We start from the raw sequence: 21,093 nt of genomic DNA on the forward strand, positions 1-21,093 counted from the left end.
ATGAGTTCGGTAGTAGTTAATAATACCCTTCACGTAAATTTTTTAGATGTCAAGACCGTCTGTTGGGCGGTCTTGGCCTTTTTTTGCCTGCTTTTAATCCAACCTACCCAAGTCAAGGGACAGAAAGTGTATGCGGATAATTATATTGGGAAAAGTAGTGACGCTCCTATTGTTGGTGCTATTTTTCCTCCATATTATAAACGAACTGCTATCAATGCCAATGAAGCTGCTCATGGTGGTGATGAATTATTTGCTAGCCTTTATGCTAGTCCAGGACTTATCTTAGGCTTGGGGGCTTATAGGGGGTATGTAGAAATCCAATATGATGAGATTGTTCCAGCCAATACCCCAACTTATATCAGAGTGGATGGCGATGAGGGATTACTTGAACAATTATTAGGTGGTACACTAGGTGAGCTTTTGAGTGGGGTGGTTGGTAGTATCTTGGGAGAACAGATAATCAAAGTGGAAGCGATGAATTCAAATGGGTATGTGCTATTTGACCGAAGCACACTGGGAGGACTTGGATCTGATGATCTTAAGATGGTCAAGGATAAGAATGGTAATTACCACTTAATGTTTACCCCAAACGTACCTTATCAAAGATTGAAAATTACCAATCTGGCTATGGCTTTGGCTGGACTTGGTGTTGAATTTTATCTTGATGTGTATGAAGCTTTTTATTTTGGTGAAGCATGTAATTATTCTCCTGAGTTTATTTCTTACGATGGAAGTGGCATTAACCTGGATGCATTAAACTTGGGAGGAGGGATCGTGGAGCATCCAGAAAATGCTATTGATGATGATCTTTCTACTTCGGCCACCATAGGGCCTGGATTACTTAATTTGATCGGAGGGTATTCTTCTCACTTTTATTTTACGGAGTCATCCAGTCCTACGGACGAGGTGATGGTTACATTGAGTGGCGATCCTTCCCTGGTGAATATAGAATTATTGAGTCATGTTTCCTTTAGGGCCTTTGATGGGGATTCGCAAGTGTTTGAACAGGACTTGGGAGCCTTGTCGGAAGAACTGTTGGGCTTGATCAAGCTGGACCTATTGGGGCTTCTGGGAGATGGAGAGGCCGTTACCTTTCCGGTTTCACCAGGTGTTCCATTCGATAGATTCGAAATCAGTGTGAGTTCATTTTTGGATATAGACGTGGGAGAAGCCTTAAACGTTCATGAAGTGGAGCGAACGGTCGGCATGCCGGATTTTGGCGGGGTGACAGGAAATGATTATTCCGTTTGTGAAGGCCAGGGCCTCAGCGTATCACCGCAGCACTATGGTGGGACGTCTCTCCGATGGTATGAGTCGCAAGAAGGAGGTGAGTCTTTTTGTTCTTCTGAAAGCTTGGATATCGAGGCAGTTACAGAGGATAAAACCTATTATGTCTCCAGTGTGGATGAGTGTGGTGGAGAGGAAATAGAATCGGCCAGGGTAGCCGTAGATGTGGCTGCTTTGACAGTCCCGGAGGAAGAGGATTACGAGGCGCTTCCCAATCAGGCTTCTTATGGAGAGGGAGAAGTGGTGGTTTTAGTGCCGAACTTGGAATTGAGTGCCGGTATAGAGGATCCGCAATTTAGCTGGTCGATGGAAGCTGATGGAGAGCCTGCCATCACAGATGAGTTGGTAATAGATAAAGGTGACCACACCGTGACTTACCGCTTACGGCCGGACGGGACATTGGAGATCGAAGGACTTCAGCCAGAAGAGGAAATCGATGAAGTGTACTTGGTCCTACAAAACGGTGATACGGGCTGTAAGGCCATCGAGGCTGTGGAGCAAGTGTTTGTCATCTTGCCCATCAGTTGGATACGATTTGAGGGACATGCAAGGGGCCGAGGGAATTATTTGTATGGGGAGTTTCTTAGCCAGACTCCCTTGAAGCAGTTGATTGTCCAAAGAGCTGGAGCAGGCCTCCAATGGTACGAAACAGGGGAGATACCGCTTTCGGGTGATCATACTTATGGAGGAGTGTTTGATTTTGTGGATGAAGCCCCTGTTTCCGGAATAAATTACTATAGGATCAAAATGGTACCGCTCGATGGTAAGGAAGAGTATTCAAAGGTAATTCGCCTGGATAGTGAGGAGGCGGAGCAGTTGGCATTTACCATTTCTCCAAATCCAGTAGTCGATACTCCCGTATTACGAAACCACACTGCAATGGATTTTAGTCATATTACCGTGCAGGTGGTAAACCAAAACGGGGAGATGGTGGATAGCTTTACGCTTGACCAGTTGCTTTCTGGAGAGGCCAAAAAACTCCAGATGGGCAAGACATTGAAGCCAGGGGTTTATATTTACCTGATATATGCCCAAGGGCATGCCCAGCGTGTAAAAGTGATTTGGTAAAGCCTTTGGGGGGTGAGTCCCTGCTTAACGGGTCACTTGGTTTAACCTGGACAGGATGTTTTGATAATAATTTCTGCCCACAGGAATTGATTGATCTTTTATGATGATTTCTTTGGAATTGAGGGCGTCTATTTTGTCGAGGTTAACGATAAATGCCTTATTGACTTTACAGAAAAGCATAGAAGGCAGCTTTTGGAGGACATCTTTGAGGATGTTTCTCAGCGTATAGACGGTATTGTTTCCCGTGCTAATATGCGTATAGGAGCCGTCAGCTTTGATCCAGTCAATATCTTTAATGAAGATTTTTTTTAAATAGCCCTTGTCTCGGATAAATATTGAGCCCCTGATGATTTTATCGTGTAGGATGAGCTCCGATACCTTGTCAGTGTTTTTGGTTTCAAAATTACTGATGGCCAGGGTCAGCGTGGTGATCAAAGTGTCCTTGGAAAAAGGCTTTACAATATACCCGTCCGGTGAGACTTCCTTCACCTTGTTCAGGGTTTCTTTATCCGTAGAGCTCGTGAAAAACACTACTGGTATGTTGAATTTATCACGAATGTCATGAGCAATGTCAATACCGTTACTGTTGCCCTTTAGATGAATGTCCAAAAGGACAGCCGCAGGGAACTTCTCGAATAAGGTATCTTCAATCCTTTCGTCTGAATCCAGAATATCGCAAACCTCAAATCCCTCAGCCTCCAGCAAATCCTTGGTATTATCTGCCAGTTCAAGGTTATCTTCTACGATCAGTATCTGTGTTTTCATATTTTGTCAAACTTGTATTCTCCAAATTGCGTCAATAATACGTAGAAATTAGGGGAAATAATACGAGATTTCCCTAAAAAAAGAAAAAAATATCATAAGATATTGTTATGATATTTTTGATACGTAATAATCACAAGCTTTATTTGTATAATTTTAGGTTTTATTAAAAAAACAACAGATTTCTGATAATAAAAGGAGGGATTATGTTATCTTAACAAGCAGGTAGCTGGTAATATAAACTAGGCCTCGCCAAATTGTCAATGGATTATTTTTAATATTTCGTTGGAATTGAAACATCCGGTTTATCGTCAAGAAGGAAGTTGGTAATATGGTAGGGAGATTTGTAAAGGGCCTGACGGGTTTAGTCAATGTGCTCAGCAAAGGGATCGATAAAATTTTAGGTAAAAAGACAATTATTTAAAAGTGTTTCGGTTAATGGATTCCTGAATTTAACCAACTGTTAGTCAAAACCGAAAATCCTAGATTGATCATTGTCATATAATTGATTTTGGCAGCAAATAGTCCTTAATGACAAGGGGAATCTATAAAGATTGAAAGTATCTGCCGCTTTGAGGGTAAATACTGCACTTCTTTGAGGAATATGAAAAAAGGAATAAATCTTTTATTTTAATGAGGAGGGATATGTTGAGAGCGTCGTATTCAATGGACCGAAATAACCTAAATACAGTAAACAAAGAAGTGTTTTCTAGCACAGGAGCGCATGAAAATAGGTGTTTAAAGGAAAAAGGACGAAGCGTGATGAATGTTTCTACCGAACTTTTTAGAATCCAGCGACTTTATCATTGCGAACAAATAAATGGGAATACAGCTTTTAAGAAGTTGGAACAGGTGGTGTCAGAAATAGTGACATTTGAATCCTTACTTTTCGGGAAGTTTGATTCAGGGAAAGTAGACAGTTACATGTACATTTGTTCCAATACCAAAGATGTTTCGGATTTTGTCTACTGGAATAAAGCCAAAAATGCTGCGAGTAGGATCTTGGTAGAGCACACAAACGAGCTTAATAGGGGCGAGCTATCTGAGGGAAATGAAACACGGCTATCCGATAATGATGTTATAATCAAAAACTATGTATTGGTACCGACTGTTCTGGATAATGAAAGTTTGGGCTTTTTACTTTTGGTAAACACTGAAGGAGGTCACATTGGTGATTGGCAGGAAAGCCTGGGACGGATAGCAGATGCTTTTGCTCTCATTTCATTAGCGGAATTGCGTCTTGGGAAAACAGGAGGAGATTTAGATCGTAAAAATAAAAGTGAGCTGCTGGATATGTTGATTATGCATTCCTCAGATATTATTGGCGTATACGACCTGAGTTTGATGCCAAAGTACCTTTCCCCTTCAGTGGAGAGTATTTTAGGGTTCAGTGTCCCGCAATTGATGCAACCGTCATTTTTTGAAAAGCTTCGTAAAGATTCCCAAGATATTCAGGAGGTCAATATTGATGGGGTGAAGCGGTACCGGTACATTACCAAAAATAAAGATGGAAAAGAGTTATGGCTAGAAACCATCATGGATAGTTTGTATGATGAGAAAGGGGAAGTGCAGGGATATTTTGGGGTAACCAGAAATATCTCCGAAGAAGTTATGGGGGATCAAAAGATGACAGAAGCGTTGGAAAAGGAAATAGCCCTGAACAAAATGAAATCCCAGTTTATTTCCATTACCTCTCATGAATTCAAAACGCCGCTTTCCACCATTAAATCAAGCATAGAGATCTGCAATATTGAATTGCAGCGCCAACTGGAAGAGCATCCTTCGGAGCAAAAATTCAGGAAACACTTTAACAGGGTAAACAATGAGGTGGACCGCATGAACACTTTATTGGTAAACCTTCTGAACCTTGAAAAGATCAATCAAGGAGTAATTCAAGTGACTCCCAAAGGTAAAAGGATCAATAGTTACCTTCATGCTGTTTTGGAGGATTGGGTCGATCAGGGGGCGGTGTTGTTTGAAACAGCGTTGCCCGAAGATTTTACTCATCCCATCGATGTCAGCTTGATGAATCAAGTTATAACAAACCTGGTGGAAAATGCCTTGAAATATGGCAGCAGGGATGATAAAGTGCTTGTGCAGGCCAAAAGCATAAAGGATAAGCTGATCATTTCCGTGAAAGACTATGGGGATGGGATCCCCAGGGATGAGCAAAAACATCTTTTTAAACCATTTTTCAGGGCATCGAATTCAAGTAAATATGACAAAGGATCAGGATTGGGCCTCATGATTACAAAAAAATTCATCGAACTCCAAAATGGGGCGGTACACTTTGAATCTAAGGAAGGAGAAGGAACCTGCTTTTATCTTACATTTCCGCTGATATGATCTTTTGACGGATGGAAGGCTATTTATGCCCTGGCCCCTTATCGGCAACATGCAATTATTTTATGAGGTGGAGCGCTTTAGAATGATCAGCTGGATAGTAGCGTTTAAGTTGACCTGGGGATAATGCAATGGTCTCACACTTTTTTCTGGTAGAAGGTCCAAATTTATTTATAAATCGGCCTTGTTTGTCCTTTTTATGAGCTAATTTAATGGTTTGTGAAATTAAAGCCGATTCTAGAAAATATGAAAAAAATACTGCTGCCCATTTTAGCCATCTGTATTTGTAGTGCCTGTTCCAAGTCCACCCAACAAGCCAATGAATCCGAAACGGAGGATACAGCCCCAGTGGTCGTTGACCTTGAAGAGGGTTGGGAGTCATTGTTTAATGGGGAGAATTTGGACAAGTGGAAGGTGAAAATTTCCAAGCATGAACTCAATGATAACCATGCCAATACCTTTCGAGTGGAAGATGGCATGATGAAAGTGCGCTATGATGGCTATAAGGATTTTGACCAGCAGTATGGCCATATTTTTTATGATAAATCCTTTTCCGCTTATTTACTTCATCTCGAATACCGGTTTGTGGGTGAACAGGCACCGGGAGGCGAAGGTTGGGCATTGAGAAATAGCGGTGCGATGCTCCATGGCCAGTCTCCAGAGAGTATGCTTAAGGATCAGGATTTCCCTATTTCCATTGAGGGACAACTGCTCGGTGGTGATGGAGAACATGACCGCACCACCAGCAATCTCTGTACCCCGGGTACGAATGTGGTAATGGACGGAGAGTTGTTTACACCGCATTGTGTGAGTTCTTCTTCAACAACCTATCATGGTGACCAGTGGGTATCTGCTGACTTTTTGGTTTTGGCAGATTCTGTGGTGCAGCACATCGTGGAGGGAGATACGGTGATGACTTATTATTCGCCTCAGATAGGAGGCGGGAATGCCGATCCTGTTGATCCGGAAGTAAAGCAGGATGGTAAGCTACTTTCAGAAGGCTACATCTCTTTACAAAGCGAAAGTCATCCCATTGATTTTAGAAAGGTGGAGTTGTTTGACTTGGCACCTTATATGGATGACCCGGCTTCATTGAAAGCTGTTCTGGAGAAATTGAGAAAGCGTTAAAGACACAGGTGAATGCTGATTACCAGCATTGGGACCAGGGGCAGGCAGTACTTCTATTTCAGGTCTGAAGACGGGAGTCCGTGAGCTACCATAAGTAGCTAGGTTTTAGAAAAGAGCCAAGAATAAAGCATCAGGACCAAGGTTAAGTTTTGGATTCCTTTCGCTTTTCCTCCTCTTTTTTGTTTTTTGGTTTTTTATAGAAAAACCACCAAAAAATCCCAAGTATGATTACCGTAAGAGGCAGGACTAAATAAATAATAATGTCTGCCGTAGTGTTTAATCGCACAGGCTCATCAGTCCTTGGTGTTCCTGTCGGTATCTGCGCATAAACATGTTGACAAGCAATAGCGATCACCCCTACCACCAGGGGTATAATACGACATGTTCTTCTTATCATCGGCTCCATAATTGTTTCGTTTTACTTAAAGTTATGGAATAGCTGGGTAAAATGTAAATGATTAAAGATAAAAACAGCTATTCTACGGCCTCCATCCATAGCCAATTGAATAGCAAAGTACCTTCTTCTGAGGGAAAAACGGTCAGAGTTACTTCATGATAGCCCTTATGATCAAAATGAACCTTGCCCAGTTGTATTTCTGGAAATTGGTCAGCGTAAAATTCCTGATAGGGTTCTACTACAATTTTTCCACTTGGCGAAACGGATGAGGAAAGTGTTTTTCTTCCTGTTTTTAGCTGCACGGAGGCGTTCGATTCACTTTGAGCGATGTTGTACGAAAGATCAAAGGTATAGTCTCCGGGCTGTGGAATATAGACTTTCCAGGACAATGAATCAGCCTCCGAGAAGACAATATGGCTAGGGCTGGTGCCGTCAAAGTCAATAATTTCCCAGCTTTCAAGACTATTTTTACCATTTAGGGAAAAACCCTTAAAGGTAGCTTCTGCAACTACTTCCGTATCCAGATCGGCTATTTGGTCAAACTCCATGGCTACAACGGAGACAAACCGATCCGGGGCCAGGTCGGGGAGCTGTATATGCAGTAAGGGGCCGTCTTGGTCAAATTCCAGCGGTTCTTTGAGCTTGTCCGCCAACAGGTAAATATTTTTGGGTGCCGAAGTGATGCCCGTGACGTTCAATTGCCGGTCAAGTGGCCAATTATAGACCTGCAAATAAATGGTGTGGTCATCGGTGTTTGTGGTGATCTTTCCCCAGTCATGTTGGGAAGGGGAGAGTGGCAGCCCTTCACTTTTGTAAATGGAACGGCCGTTTTCCCTGAGCCATTCTCCTATGTCTTCCAGTCTGCGCCTTCCCTCAAAGGGAAAACTTCCGTCAGCTCTTGGCCCTATGTTCAACATAAAATTTCCATTGAGACTGACATTTCCGATCATTGCTTGAAGGAGTTGGGAGGTGGATTTCCATTGGTTTTCCAGTGCGTTATATCCCCAGGAATGGGCGATAGTGCCCGGAGTCTGCCAGGGATGCTTTTTATAGACCGCTCCCAATTGGTTGTCGCCCAGCGTCTCGAAATCAATGTCCTCCAGTGAGGCCGGTAATCCTAACCTGGAATTGATCAGGCAGTTGGGCTGGAATTCCCTGACCAGATCGATTACCTGCTGGAGCTGTTTCTCCTGTACGATGGTCTGCTTATGGGGTATCCACATATCAAACCATAGCATGGCCACGTCACCATAGTCTGTCAGCAATTCCCGGAGCTGTGGGATGACTTTTTCCTGCCAGTATTGGTCAAATTGGTCATCACTTACTTTTCCGGTAAGTTCCAGGTTATGGTTCCAGCCATAGGGATGGGCCCAGTCGATCCAATGGGAGTAATAAAAGCCCAATTTTATATCATGTTTCCGACAGGCTTCGGCTAATTCTGCAATGATGTCTCTGTCGGTCCCTGCCAAATTGGGTAGGTTATAATCATCTGTACTGGAGTTCCAAATGGCCACTCCATCATGATGCTTCGCAGTGATGGTGATGTACTTCATGCCTGCTTTTTTTGCCAGTATCACCCATTCCTCTGGATCGATTTTCTCCCAGTCAAACCGCTTGGCGAGCTCACCATACTGAGCTGTGGGAATCCGGTTTCGGTACTTGATCCACTCCGCATAATTGTTGAAATGCCTGAGCCGTTCACCTTTCCAAATTCCTTCGGCCGCACTGTAAAGTCCCCAATGGATAAACATTCCGAATCGAGCTTCTTCAAACCATGCAGTCCTTTCTTTGGTAGAAAGCACCTGCTGGGATTGGGCATTGGCCATTCCCATTATCAACACACAAAACAGCCAAGTGAAAATGCAATGGATATTAGTCATGACGATAAGTGACAAGGGGTGAAAAAGCCGGTGAAAATGGAATTCACCGGCTGGAGATATTAAATAGATATGGCATGGTCTGCGGGGATGCTTTGTCCTGCCCAGGCTTTCTTGGCAGACCAATCCTCGTCAGCAGCACTCCAGAATTCATGGTCAGCGGGCAAGCCCAATGGTAAGAAGCCCAATGTGCAGAGGTAAAGGCTGCCTGTGGAGATATAGGAGTCGCCCATTTCAGGTTGATGGCCACAGAAACCGATGGTCAGCCAACCGTCTTGATCGAAGGTTCCCGGGGCTTCAAACTGTCTTTGGATAACCGCACTGAGTGCACTCCGTACCTGGGCACCGGAAATGGCTTCGGGAAGTATGCCCAGCAGGGCGGTTTCTGCCAGGGGCTGGAAAGCACCGACACGGTAAGTAATGGAACGGCCTACCGGCGGGTAGGTGCCTTCCGGTGAAATCAGCCTTTCCTGTTGCTCGGCAAAGCGGGTCATCCTTTTCGTGACTGTTTCGTAGAGTTTTTCATAACTTTTCTTTTTGGAAGAGGCCACTTTTAGCACCTGGAGCATCATGGGCTGGATGACGTAGCCGTTATAATAATCCATGTGGAAGTTTTGACCGTCACCGTACCAGCCGTCACCGACATACCATTCATCGTGTTTTTTTACGGCAAAATCGATCCGCATAAAATCGCCCCCTTCTCCTACAAACAACAGAAAGGCGTCCAGCATAGCGCCAAAGAGCAGCCAGTTATTGTAATAAGGAGGAATGGCCTCTTTTTGGTTTTTGATTTCTTGGACAAAACGCTGCTTGACTTTCTCATCGAGCGGCTCCCAAAGAGCTTCAGGTGCACGCATAATACCATGAACCAAAAATGCCCCATCCACAAGCGGTTGGGCTCCTTCGGTCCAGTTAAGGTAATCGGGGGAATTTGGGTCTACACTGTGCGCGATGCTTTTTAGTGCTTTTTCTTTGAGGTCTTTACGCATCTTTCCTTCTTCATCAGAAGATTCGGGAAGTGCCAGCCAAGGAGCCACACCGGCCAATGTTCTTCCCAAAGCCTCCAAGTGTGTGACCGTTTCACGGCCTCTGTAGGCTTTGGGAGGGGTTTCTACGGGCATGGTGGCACGGAGTTTTCCCTGGCTCATTTGAGTAAGCATGGGGGAGGCTATTTTATATAGCGTCGCTGCCCAATAGCTTCTTGCATTCGGGTTTTCGGCAGCTGCTGCCGTGGTTTTTGCTGATAAGGTACTCGGCAAAACGCCGATGGCCCCCACTGCTGGAATGTATTTCACGAAAGATCGTCTATTCATAATGATGTGATTTTCTGTTTTTTTTAAAAATAGTCTGTATGCACTAATTTTCAAGAAACATAGGGGGATTTATGATTATTTCCCCATGATTGGCTCCGGGTGCCTGTCAGGATTGAAAGGGTCGAAGAAGTAAATTCCTGCTTTGTGGTAAAGAGGAAGGTGTTTTTTTAGCCTGCTGGAGAAGCCGTCAAAATCTTTTTGCTCCTCGGGGGTCCAGGCAACCTCTGCAAGAGCGGCTAGTCGAGGGAAGGTCAAATAATCCAAACGGTCTTCATCAGTGACCGTTTCTGTCCATAAATTGGCCTGGAATCCCAAGATCAGCGGGGCTTTAGAAGCGGGAATATTTAACTTATTCAAGCTAAAATCATAGACACGTTGAAGAGGGTTGAAATTACCGCCCCATTTTCTGCCATAACGGTCATTCTCCTGCTGTACAAAATCAAAATATAACGGTATTCTCGGGCAGATGACTGTAGGGATATTGTTGTCCAAGAGTTTTTGGAGCTGCTCAGGCTGGTCATGACGCCACCATAGCAAGATGCTTTGGCTTGTAGGGAGTCCAGCTTCTGCCATTTCGTCCCAGGCCAGGATGGTATTGTTCACTGAGAAAAGAGAGTCTGCCATTCGCTTCATAAAGTAATCCTCCACGGCCTTCAAGTCCTCAAGTTGCTGGGAAGCCATTAGTTGTTTTACTTGAGCGTCTTTTTCCCATTGTTGGTTCCCAAAGCTTACTTCATCCCCACCTAGGTGGATCATTTGGCTTGGGAAAAGTGCATCTACTTCCCGAAGGATAGCTGTCAGGTAATGGTAGGTTTCTTCTTTGGCAGGGTGAAAGGTGAATTCGGGATATTTTTCTGATCCACCACCACTAAATCGAGGATAAGCCTTGTTGGCAGCTGTGGCATGTCCGGGCATGTCGATTTCCGGAATGATATCTATTTTCCTTTCAGCAGCATACCGGACGATTTCTTTGATTTGCGCTTGCGTGTAGTATTGGGCGGGTGTAAACGAGCTACTGTTGTTGCCAATACCTCCTACCAGCGTCAGTTTAGGATACTTTTTGATCTCTATCCGCCATCCCTGCGCATCAGTAAGGTGCCAGTGGAATTTGTTGAGCTTGTAATAGGCCATCCAGTCCAGCAGTGATTTGACCTTTTCTACTCCGAAAAAGTGCCTGGACTCGTCCAGCATAAATCCTCTCCATGAGTACGCAGGAGCATCTTTTATGTTCCAGGTCGGAATGGATAGGTGATCTGAGGTAGCTTCAGCTTGATCAGCCAATTGAAGGAGCGAAATGATGCCTTGGAAAATACCTGTTTCGTTTGAAGAAGAGATGGTGATGCCCGTGGATTGGTCAATGAACAGGTGATAACCATCACGTACCGTCTCTGTCAGAATGAGGTTGATCCCTTTTGTATTCGTTTCGGCCTTTTGTATGCTGATGGGGTATGATTTCCGGTTGAGGAGTTCTTTTTGCAAAAAATAAGCTTCTTCTTTCAGGTGATCATCCGTGTAGTGAATCTTCGTTTTTGAGGTTATAAAGAAAGCAGCTTCTCCACCTTCGTATGTTGCTGGCAGAGGGATGATTTCCGGACTGTTTTGGCCGAAGGAAACGGAGAACGATAAGTAGGCTAAAAGGAAGAACCAATAAGTTTTCATGTCTTAGGAAATTGTGGGATTTGGCGGATGTCGCCAGCGGTAAAATGCAAGTAGGTCTAAAACAAAAAGTGCTGACAAATAACCTCGAGAGTGTTTGTCAGCACTTTTTGTTATCATTTCTCCTTAATCAAGGAACCAGTCTTGGTAGCGCTTCAAGGCTTCAATGTAATAATAATCTGCATAGGTCAGTGGTACGTCGACTTCAGAATCGTGCGGCAAGGATCCCACACTGTGCAACAAGATAAACCCACCGTTTTGACCTAATTTAGCGCGGTACTTATCCGAAGACAAGCTGATAATCGTCTTTTCGGCAGCAGATACATATTTTTCTGCTTTGGCTTTGTCTTCAGTGTATTTGCTCAATTCTAGGAGTGCCGATGCGTTGAGCGCAGCTGCTGACGCATCCCTGAAGGTCGTGTCAGAGGCCGGTGCATCGTAATCCCAATAAGGAACCATGTCTTCTGGCATATTGGGATGGTCAAGGATAAAGGCGGCAATGTTTTCTGCCTGATCCAGATAGACAGGGTTTTTAGTGTCACGATACATGACGATGTATCCATAAAGTCCCCATGATTGTCCACGGGCCCACGCAGAGTCATCTGCTTTACCTTGGTGGGTTTTCTTGTCCACCACTTTTCCGGTAGTGGGATCGTAATCGACTACGTGATAAGAACTGTAGTCATCCCGGAAATGGTTTTTTATGGTGCTGTCGGCATGGGAAATATTGATGTTACGGTATTTGTCATCACCAGATGCTTCAGAAGCCCAAAATAGAAATTCCAAGTTCATCATATTATCGATGATCACTGGATATTTCCATGAGCCGTGGTCCCAGGATTTGATCAGTCCCGTTTCAGGATGGAACCGGGTAGCCAATGATGCTGCCCCCTGTAGCATTACATTTTTGTAATGCTCATTTCCTGTGATCCTGTAGGCATTGCCAAAGCTGCAGAACAGCATAAAGCCAAGGTCATGTGTGCCTTCATTGTTTTTTTCTTTTTCCAGGATTTCCAATTTCTGCTCGGCAAGCCGAAGCATGGAGGAGTCGCCTGACATCTCATAGAGATAAAGCAAGGTGCCCGGGTAAAATCCAGATGTCCACCAACTGGTACCGGATGTTACAAACTTGTCTTCATCTTTGATGTAGGTCTTGGGGAGTTTGTCTTCAGGTACCAGCGTACTTAGATGTTGATATTGATTGACGGAGAAGTCAATGTTCTCTTTTATGAATTCATCTGTAATAACTGGTTGGCTAGATGTGTCTCCTTCTTTCTTTACATTAGATTGGCTGCAGGCGCTTGCCAAGATACCCACAGTCAGTAGGGATAAGGTTAATTTGTGATTGAGTTTCATGCGTATATGATTAATTAAACTGCCAGATAAGCGTTTTTTTTATATAGATAGAGCGAATTTTGAGTAAAAGACCACTTATAAATGGATATTTTTTTATGAAGTTTAATTTACTTGGAGATTCTCCATCGTCAAGCCAATATATTAAATTAAAATAGAAATTATTGCCTATAAGTTTTGATTTGTTTCATTTTTGTTAGTAAATAGTAAGATATTGAAAATATAATATCAATTTAGCATGTAAACTGGTATTTTTCGCAAGGAAGTTCTTGTGCGATGTGTCCGGCCTAAAATTGGTCAAGGTGATGAAAATTATATTTCCCCCAAATATGTAAAGTGATGATATCATGATGGCAAATTCCCAAAATCTAGAGGAAGCTTGGAGTGCGTTTTTGGACGGCGATGATGAAGCTTTGGGCTATATATATGCCGAAAATATTGATCGACTTTATAATTATGGTAGGCAGTTTACGAGGAATAAATCCTTGGTGAAGGACACGATTCAGGATGTTTTTTGTCAATTGATCGATGATCGTAAAAAATTGCGGAATGCCCGCTCTGTGAGAGCATATTTAATGGCTTGTTTTCGCAGGAGGTTAATCGAGGCATTGAAGCAAGAGCGAAGGGATGTCGATGCTGTCTTGGAGGAAGAAGCATTTTTTATCTCGGTAGATGCCAGTTCCTATTTTATTGACTCCAATCTTTCCCTGGATCAAAAGAAAATATTGGAACGGTACTGCAATGAGCTTCCTGTACGACAACGGGAGATCATCATGATGAGGTTTTTCGAAAATATGCCCTATGAGGAAATAGCTGAAGTAATGGGCTTGGCTAATGCCAAAACCGTCAGGACCATGATGTACCGCGGACTCAATAAACTCTCGGATTCCCTGACGCCTTATAAATCCCAACTTTTGCAGCTATTGGTCATGATGGAAATGTTAAGGTGATGATGGGGCAAGCGAAAAGTTGGAGGGATTAGGGTTGGTTTCGATAGCACGTAGATGGCGCAGATTAATAAGATTTGCGCTGATTTTTTTATGCTGGAGCATGCATTCCTATTGCTAAATTAAAGAGAAATATGCTTACAAAAACCACCTGGAAATCTCTCATCCCCCAGAAATATTGCTTGGTCCGTGATGATCTTGGATAATTGCTCTGGGATGGGTTTTTAACTTTTTTTTTGTGGATTGAATCCGCTGTGCAATTTTATTGATTGTACCCAATCAGTTCATGTCTGGCTGTGGAGTAGCATGGGTGTATTCCCTGAATCTGATTGGTTTTGTTCAATTTTTTCTCCTAAAGTGACAGCGGTAATTGATTCAATTAATTAACCCCGGATTCAATGCCGATTTAGCGAAGAGCAGACAGTGACAAAGCTGTCATCTTGCCGCGGCGAAATACATAATGATTAAAAAGGTCCTTTCCCGATCTGTTGGGATCAGGATAGCTTGTCCCGCATGACTATAGAGGGCATACGTTAACTAAACGGGTTGAAGTTAATCTTGAGCTATTAAGCTATAGTGAATCCTTTAGAGGTATAATGTTTTTACTGGTAGAAGAGGAAGTAGTCGGAATTTTTTAAAATAAAATTAATAATCGAAGTGGTCGTTTTATCAGTTTTTCTCTCTACCCACAAAAGAACCTATCATAAGGAATTGTAATAGATGGATTTCAAAAGTATTGTTTTTAGGGAGTTACTAGAGGATGAATATTTTATCCAATGGTTGATTGCGCCAGACAACGTATCTGACAAGTATTGGCAGTCATGGATGAAGAATAATCCAGACAAAGCAACAGTTTTGAGAGACATTAAGGCAGTGGTGAATGCGATAGACCCTAAGAGTACTTATCAGTTGAATATGGCCGAAAAGAACGAGATACTAGGGCATATCAAACAATACGCTGGTCAGAAGAAATGTCAGGAATCATCCTGGAACAGGAGCAGGCCAAAACCAAGAAAACTGACCAACACCATATTGATGGCTGCTTGCTTTGTCATTTTGGCCATTCTTACAGCCAAATATTTTGGCGTTTTCGATCCGATACCAGTCCAAGAGCCACCTGTTACCGAGCAGATGATCTCAAAGCAGACAACCAAAGGTACGAAGTCTAGTTTTTACTTGCCCGATGGTACATTGGTGAAGCTGAATTCTTCAAGCTCACTGATGTTTCCGGCTGCTTTCTCCGATACCTTACGGGAAGTAAAGCTTGTCGGTCAAGCATTTTTTGAAGTGACCAGAAACGAAGCTGCCCCATTTGTAGTGGAGACAGAGCACTTGGATGTCCAAGTATTGGGGACATCTTTTGACGTGTTGAGCTATCCAGGAAGCGAACGTTTCGAAGTGGCTGTAGCCTCTGGCAAAGTAAAAGTCAACTCCTTTGCAGGCAATCAAGAAATCCTTACCAAAACAGAAATGACCCAATTGGATGTGCACAGCGGTCAATTGATCAAAAGCCATTTTGATCCGGTTTATCAACTGGGATGGAAGGATGGGGTCCTGGTATTTGAAGACGAGACTTTCGAGAAAGTCTTTGAGCGACTGGAGTATTGGTACGGTGTCACGATCACTGTATCCCCAAGCATGGCCATTGATAAATCCTATACCGGCAAATATGATAACCAGTCTCTTGAAAATGTACTCATAGGAATGTCAACGGTTCTTGATTTTCGATTTAAAATCGATGGCAAGCAGGTGACGATATTTCATTAATCATCAATTTAACATTAAACAAAAACCCAAAGCAGAATTGAATGTAAACCATAACCATAGCAAAATGAAAACACACCTACTTTCTGAAATGAAATTTGTGGGAATACTCGTCATGACGATACTTTTAAGTCTTGGTGATATTTCTGCCCATCAATATGCTTATGCCAATTCCTCCTGGAAACGGCACCAGAAGCTGGAGGATGTACAAGTGTCCTTGAACATGAAGAATGCCAGCATGGTACAAGTGCTAAAGGAAATCGAATCGTCCACCGCTTTCCATGTGGCATATATGGAGGAAGAACTTTCTACTGAGAAGGACATTTCGCTCAATGTAAATGAGCAATCATTGCTGTATGTTCTGGAAGTGTTGTCCAGGGAGCACAATGTACGGTTTACCCAAGTGAACAATACCATTCATGTCTCTCCAAAGAATGTACCACAATTACAAGAGGAAGTCGAGGAGCGGAATATCTCAGGAAAGGTCTTGGATGAAGAAGGAATACCCATTCCCGGCGTGAATGTGATCGTCAAGGGAACCAAAAGAGTGACCGTGACTGATCTGGACGGTGTGTTTTCGTTTGAGAATATTTCAGACGATGCGATTTTGGTATTCTCCTTTATCGGTTTTGAGTCACAGGAAATAACGGTGACCAATAAGGAAACGGTCTCGGTGACATTACGGGAAGATATGTCAGAACTTCAGGAAGTGGTCGTGGTTGGTTTTGGCGAGCAGCCGAAGGCGAATTTGACAGGATCAGTGGCTACGGTAGATAGCAAGGATATTGAGAATAGGCCTGTTACCAATGTGATGAACTCGTTGCAAGGGACAGCTCCCGGACTGACCGTGACCCGGTCAAGTGGTCAGCCAGGGAATGAAGGCTATGACTTGAATATCAGGGGCATCAGCTCTGTGAATGGGGATAACCAGCCGCTGGTCATTGTAGATGGAGTGGAAGGCAGTTTGGAGCTGTTGAATCCAAATGATATTGAATCTGTTTCCGTGCTGAAGGATGCTGCCGCTTCGTCGATTTTCGGGGCCAAAGCAGCCAACGGAGTGATCATGGTAACGACAAAGAAAGGTGCTGTAGGTAAAACAACAGTAACTTATTCAGGAATGTTTACGATCAATAAGCCCTATAGTCAGCCGGAATTATTGTCTTCCTACGAACAGGGGCTGATGCAAAATGAAGCTAGGGTGAACAGGGGGGGGAGTCCCGTATGGCGAGATGAGCAGTTGGAGTGGATGCAGGATGATAATTTCAACTATCAAGTTAATCCCAATAACCCAGATCGCTACGATTATTATTATAACATCAACAAGAAGGATCTTGTCATGAGAGATCTTACCTATGCCCAAAACCATAATCTATCCATAAAAGGAGGAAATGCTGAAAACCAATACTTGATTTCACTTGGCTATTACAACCAAAACGGTGTGTTTAAGTTTGGCCCTGATGGAAATGAACGTTATAATGCTAGGGTCAATCTAAACACCAAGTTTAATGATATATTTAGCTTGGATTCACGAATTTCCTACAATATGGATGAGACCATGTCTCCAAGTAGAAATGTAGGTGGTGATTATGGATTAATTTATCAAGTATATCAGTCTAGGTCCATTTATCCGGTTTACTTACCAGGATCTGATGACACCAAATACGCTGCTGGAACCCCGAATTATTATGGAGCACTAAAAGAGGGTGGATACAATGAAAGGATACGGAGCGATTTTAATGGTGTATTTACGCTAAAGGCTCAAAACCTCGCAAAGGGATTGACATTGAAGATGGTGTACAACCCGCGTTTCCGTAACAATACCGAAGACCAATTCAATAGGACAGTGCCATTTTACTACATCTCTCCCACACCTGGAAGCTACTATAATCAAGTGAATTCCATTGTCAAGGAAAGACAGAATGAAATCAATCATAACCTGCAACTATTGGCCGATTATGACTGGAATATCAATGAAGACCATAAGTTCCATGTACTAGGTGGATACCAATTCCAAAACTATCGACGGGATTATGTGACGGCTACTGCCAAAGCATTGATTTCAAATAATGCTCCTTCTTTAAATTTTGGCAGTGATCCCAATGTCCCTCCTGTGGTCGGAGATAATATTCAAACCAACGCATTTATTTCTTACTTCGGAAGGTTCAATTATTCCTTTAGAGATAAGTACTTGTTTGAAGCTAACCTGAGAAATGATATTAGCTCCAAGCTTGCCCCCGGGTATCGAAGTAAAACCTTTCCTTCATTTTCTGCAGGTTGGATATTGAGTGAGGAAGACTGGTTCCAAGAGTCCCTGTCATTTTTGACACAATTTAAGCTAAGAGGCTCTTGGGGTAAATTGGGCAATGCTAATGTTTTAGGTAACTATGATTATATATCCTTATTAAGGGAAGGTAATAATTATCCTTTTAATAATGTATCCAACTTGTCACTTTACCAAAGAGACCTAGCATCGCCCGAGAAAAGCTGGGAGTCCATTAAGTCTACTAATTTCGGTGTGGATTTCGCATTGTTTGATTATAGATTGACGGGTAGTTTCGATTATTTTGTAAGGCAGAATGAAGATATGCTCGTGACAGTGACACTTCCTGCCACGTTAGGGGTAAATCCTTCCCAGACCAATTCCGCCAAAATGGAAACCAGAGGCTGGGAGGTGGTTTTAGGCTGGAGAGACACCAGGGGTGAATTCAGCTATTCGGTTAATTTCAATCTTTCGGACAACAGAAACAAGGTACTGGAATATGCCGGAAGAAGTGTCTACAGTGAGGGCGTGAATAAAATAGTGGAAGGGCTGCCAATCAATACAATATTTGGCTATGAGGCAGACGGATATTTTAGTTCTGCAGATGAGGTGGCAGGCTGGGCGTTTCAAGATTCTAGAACAGGTGCGGGCGATATAAAATACCTTGATAATAACAATGATGGAAAGATCAACGGTGGACTTTTTAGACCTGATGACCATGGCGATCTGATCAATCTTGGAAACACTTCTCCCAGATACCTTTTTGGAGCCAATATTGGGTTTGATTGGAAGGGATTTGATTTCAAGGCGTTTTTCCAAGGAGTAGGGGAAAGAAAAATGTTGATTTATACACGGGCTGCCATTCCTATTTATGAATCGTGGAGGATGCCGTGGAAACTACAGCAGGATTATTGGACGCCTGAAAATCAGGATGCATTATTCCCAAGGTTATATGAAGGGGCCTCCCATAATGGCCGGACGTCCTCGCACTGGGTGCAAGATGCGGCCTATATTAGACTGAAAAACTTACAGGTAGGTTACACATTTAAAAATGGCGTGCTGGACAAGCTCAGTGTATCCTCTGCTCGCGTGTTTTTCTCTGGTCAGGATATGTGGGAAAAAACCAAAATGTGGTTCACCTACTATGATCCTGAAAACCCTAACAATGTTTCTTATAACTACCCATTCTTTAGGTCCTATGCCATTGGCTTGAATGTGACTTTTTGATCGGTTGAGTATTAGTCCACAAAGAAAAAAATTATGAAGATTATAAATAATATCAAAAATAATTTAGGCATCATCGCGGTGATATTGCTGGTGATGGGCTGTCAGGACAAGCTGGACTTGGCACCTGAGACGCAGATTTCGGATTCCAATTTCTGGAATTCTACCACTGATTTGGAAAAAGCAGCAAACTATCTGTACACCTTTTTGCCGGATATAGAATCGGCCACTGATAATTCGGGTACATTTTCTTTTTCCAATAGTGGAGCCAATAGTGTCAGTGATGGGACCAGGATCGCTCCAGCAACAGATACGGACAACTGGGATCAGAACTATGACATCATCAGGGCCAGTAACAATATCCTCGAAAAGTCTGTGAATGTAAGTGGCGATGAAGCGACCATAAACAAGTACTTGGCTGAAGCAAGGTTCTTCAGGGCATGGGCCTATTTTGAAATGGTGAAGCGTTTTGGAGGAGTTCCTTTGATTACGAAGACCTTGGGTGTTTCAGATCCTGAGCTTTATGCTCCAAGGGCAGAGAGAAGTGAAGTTGTTAGCTTAATTTACCAAGACCTGGATTTTGCAATTTCCCATTTACCGATGCCCAGTAAACAAGCTGGTGCTGAATATGGACGGATCACCGCATCAGCTGCTTTGTCTTTCAAATCCCGCGTGGCGTTATTCGAAGGGACGAGAGCGAAGTTTCATGGTGGTGATGATGCCCAAAAACATCTTCAATTGGCTATGGAAGCTGCAGAAGAAGTAATCAACAGTGGAGAGCATGGACTTTTTAAGTATGGTCAGGACCCAGCGATAAGCTATCGGAAACTATTCCATGATGAAGGTGATGGGCCATCAAATCCCGAGAGTATAATGGTTAAGTTATATGGAGAAAATGCGTCCAATAACCTAAGAAGCCACAGGATCACGGAAAACCGGCTCAATCAAGGCCAGATGGTCCCTACCAAAGCTCTGGCAGATCTTTATCTCTATACAGATGGCTTACCAAAGGAAAAATCAGCGAATTATGGGGAAGAGGTGACTTCTTTGACACAATTTGAGAGCAGGGATCCAAGGATGGAGATGACGATTTTTAACAAAACGTTATTTTATACTCCTACGGCGTTGTACGTGCCTGGTTTCCAGTTTTCGCCTTCTGGGTATAAGTTTTGTAAATATTTCAATCCAGAATATATGTCGCCGCCGGATTGCTGGGTGGATTTTATGATTATACGTTATGCGGAAGTTTTACTTAATTATGCTGAGGCAAAATTTGAACTGACTGAATCCATTAGTGATAGTGATTTGGACAAATCCATTAATCTCCTGAGAGAGCGGGTGGGGATGCCTGCACTGAGCAATCAATTTGTCAATGCCAATTCACTGAGCATGCGGGAAGAAATAAGAAGAGAGCGAGGAATAGAGCTGGCCATGGAAAATTTCCAATATTGGGATTTGATCCGATGGAAAACTGCCGAGGTGGAGTTGCCCCAGACTATTCTGGGAGCGAAGTACTTTGAGGAAGAGTATGGACCCACAGCTAATGAAATGAACGCGGATGGATATGTGATTGTCCAAAAAGAAGTGGACAGGCACTTTGATCCGTCCAGAGATTATTTGTGGCCGATTCCCCTGCAAGAACTAGGGCTAAACCCTGCTTTGGAGCAAAATCCTAATTGGTAATGTGAAATTTGATAGAGGACTTTGGCTTTTG

Annotated in this window: 13 protein-coding genes; 7 read left to right on the plus strand and 6 right to left on the minus strand. The window is 43.2% G+C overall.

What is annotated here, in order from left to right; genetic code table 11:
- Window positions 1-2,355: an immunoglobulin domain-containing protein gene (locus FKX85_RS10240; protein WP_141614637.1), complete on the plus strand. Its 2,355-nt coding sequence runs from the start codon at window positions 1-3 to the stop codon at window positions 2,353-2,355.
- 24 nt (window positions 2,356-2,379) lie between these two features.
- Here the strand turns inward: FKX85_RS10240 and FKX85_RS10245 are convergent, their stop codons facing one another.
- Window positions 2,380-3,120 (minus strand): LytR/AlgR family response regulator transcription factor, encoded by a 741-nt coding sequence (locus FKX85_RS10245; protein WP_141614638.1) that lies wholly within the window; start codon window positions 3,118-3,120, stop codon window positions 2,380-2,382.
- Window positions 3,121-3,762: 642 nt separating this feature from the next.
- Between FKX85_RS10245 and FKX85_RS10250 the strand changes: the two genes are divergently transcribed.
- Together FKX85_RS10250 and FKX85_RS10255 are read left to right on the plus strand one after the other, a co-directional pair.
- Window positions 3,763-5,463 carry a PAS domain-containing sensor histidine kinase gene (locus tag FKX85_RS10250; RefSeq protein ID WP_168196243.1) on the plus strand — a complete coding sequence of 567 codons (1,701 nt, stop codon included), beginning with the start codon at window positions 3,763-3,765 and terminating at the stop codon, window positions 5,461-5,463.
- Between the two features lie 243 nt (window positions 5,464-5,706).
- Entirely contained in the window at window positions 5,707-6,588 is an 882-nt protein-coding gene (locus FKX85_RS10255; protein ID WP_141614640.1) for a 3-keto-disaccharide hydrolase, read from the plus strand.
- 142 nt (window positions 6,589-6,730) lie between these two features.
- Here FKX85_RS10255 and FKX85_RS10260 read toward each other — a convergent pair whose 3' ends face one another.
- The 5 genes from FKX85_RS10260 to FKX85_RS10280 form a co-directional block, all read right to left on the minus strand.
- Window positions 6,731-6,994 (minus strand): hypothetical protein, encoded by a 264-nt coding sequence (locus FKX85_RS10260; RefSeq protein ID WP_229239821.1) that lies wholly within the window; start codon window positions 6,992-6,994, stop codon window positions 6,731-6,733.
- A 68-nt stretch (window positions 6,995-7,062) separates the two neighbouring features.
- Window positions 7,063-8,865 carry an alpha-L-fucosidase gene (locus FKX85_RS10265; protein ID WP_210416922.1) on the minus strand — a complete coding sequence of 601 codons (1,803 nt, stop codon included), beginning with the start codon at window positions 8,863-8,865 and terminating at the stop codon, window positions 7,063-7,065.
- 59 nt (window positions 8,866-8,924) lie between these two features.
- A complete protein-coding gene (locus tag FKX85_RS10270) occupies window positions 8,925-10,175 on the minus strand; it encodes a DUF2264 domain-containing protein (RefSeq protein ID WP_141614641.1) in 1,251 nt (416 codons plus the stop codon).
- A 75-nt stretch (window positions 10,176-10,250) separates the two neighbouring features.
- Window positions 10,251-11,834, minus strand: coding sequence for a beta-N-acetylhexosaminidase (locus FKX85_RS10275; protein ID WP_141614642.1), 1,584 nt, complete (start codon window positions 11,832-11,834; stop codon window positions 10,251-10,253).
- 123 nt (window positions 11,835-11,957) lie between these two features.
- Entirely contained in the window at window positions 11,958-13,187 is a 1,230-nt protein-coding gene (locus FKX85_RS10280; protein ID WP_141614643.1) for a glycoside hydrolase family 88 protein, read from the minus strand.
- A 344-nt stretch (window positions 13,188-13,531) separates the two neighbouring features.
- Between FKX85_RS10280 and FKX85_RS10285 the strand changes: the two genes are divergently transcribed.
- From FKX85_RS10285 to FKX85_RS10300, 4 genes are all read left to right on the plus strand, one after another.
- Window positions 13,532-14,134, plus strand: coding sequence for an RNA polymerase sigma factor (locus tag FKX85_RS10285; protein WP_141614644.1), 603 nt, complete (start codon window positions 13,532-13,534; stop codon window positions 14,132-14,134).
- A gap of 717 nt (window positions 14,135-14,851) precedes the next feature.
- Window positions 14,852-15,898, plus strand: coding sequence for a FecR family protein (locus tag FKX85_RS10290; protein WP_141614645.1), 1,047 nt, complete (start codon window positions 14,852-14,854; stop codon window positions 15,896-15,898).
- 64 nt (window positions 15,899-15,962) lie between these two features.
- The gene (locus FKX85_RS10295) at window positions 15,963-19,382 is read left to right on the plus strand and encodes a SusC/RagA family TonB-linked outer membrane protein (protein WP_141614646.1); all 3,420 of its coding nucleotides are present in this window, start codon (window positions 15,963-15,965) and stop codon (window positions 19,380-19,382) included.
- Between the two features lie 33 nt (window positions 19,383-19,415).
- Window positions 19,416-21,062, plus strand: a complete 1,647-nt coding sequence (locus tag FKX85_RS10300; protein ID WP_141614647.1) for a RagB/SusD family nutrient uptake outer membrane protein — start codon at window positions 19,416-19,418, stop codon at window positions 21,060-21,062.
- Window positions 21,063-21,093 lie beyond the last annotated feature (31 nt).

The organism is Echinicola soli, from assembly GCF_006575665.1.
In the GTDB taxonomy this organism is placed as follows: Bacteria; Bacteroidota; Bacteroidia; order Cytophagales; family Cyclobacteriaceae; genus Echinicola; species Echinicola soli.

What these genes read in the sequence shown, in the direction of transcription:
- FKX85_RS10240 (WP_141614637.1), top strand. Translation starts at nt 1, where the DNA reads ATGAGTTCGGTAGTAGTTAATAATACCCTTCACGTAAATTTTTTAGAT.
- FKX85_RS10245 (WP_141614638.1), bottom strand. Translation starts at nt 3,120, where the DNA reads ATGAAAACACAGATACTGATCGTAGAAGATAACCTTGAACTGGCAGAT.
- FKX85_RS10250 (WP_168196243.1), top strand. Translation starts at nt 3,763, where the DNA reads ATGTTGAGAGCGTCGTATTCAATGGACCGAAATAACCTAAATACAGTA.
- FKX85_RS10255 (WP_141614640.1), top strand. Translation starts at nt 5,707, where the DNA reads ATGAAAAAAATACTGCTGCCCATTTTAGCCATCTGTATTTGTAGTGCC.
- FKX85_RS10260 (WP_229239821.1), bottom strand. Translation starts at nt 6,994, where the DNA reads ATGGAGCCGATGATAAGAAGAACATGTCGTATTATACCCCTGGTGGTA.
- FKX85_RS10265 (WP_210416922.1), bottom strand. Translation starts at nt 8,865, where the DNA reads ATGACTAATATCCATTGCATTTTCACTTGGCTGTTTTGTGTGTTGATA.
- FKX85_RS10270 (WP_141614641.1), bottom strand. Translation starts at nt 10,175, where the DNA reads ATGAATAGACGATCTTTCGTGAAATACATTCCAGCAGTGGGGGCCATC.
- FKX85_RS10275 (WP_141614642.1), bottom strand. Translation starts at nt 11,834, where the DNA reads ATGAAAACTTATTGGTTCTTCCTTTTAGCCTACTTATCGTTCTCCGTT.
- FKX85_RS10280 (WP_141614643.1), bottom strand. Translation starts at nt 13,187, where the DNA reads ATGAAACTCAATCACAAATTAACCTTATCCCTACTGACTGTGGGTATC.
- FKX85_RS10285 (WP_141614644.1), top strand. Translation starts at nt 13,532, where the DNA reads ATGATGGCAAATTCCCAAAATCTAGAGGAAGCTTGGAGTGCGTTTTTG.
- FKX85_RS10290 (WP_141614645.1), top strand. Translation starts at nt 14,852, where the DNA reads ATGGATTTCAAAAGTATTGTTTTTAGGGAGTTACTAGAGGATGAATAT.
- FKX85_RS10295 (WP_141614646.1), top strand. Translation starts at nt 15,963, where the DNA reads ATGAAAACACACCTACTTTCTGAAATGAAATTTGTGGGAATACTCGTC.
- FKX85_RS10300 (WP_141614647.1), top strand. Translation starts at nt 19,416, where the DNA reads ATGAAGATTATAAATAATATCAAAAATAATTTAGGCATCATCGCGGTG.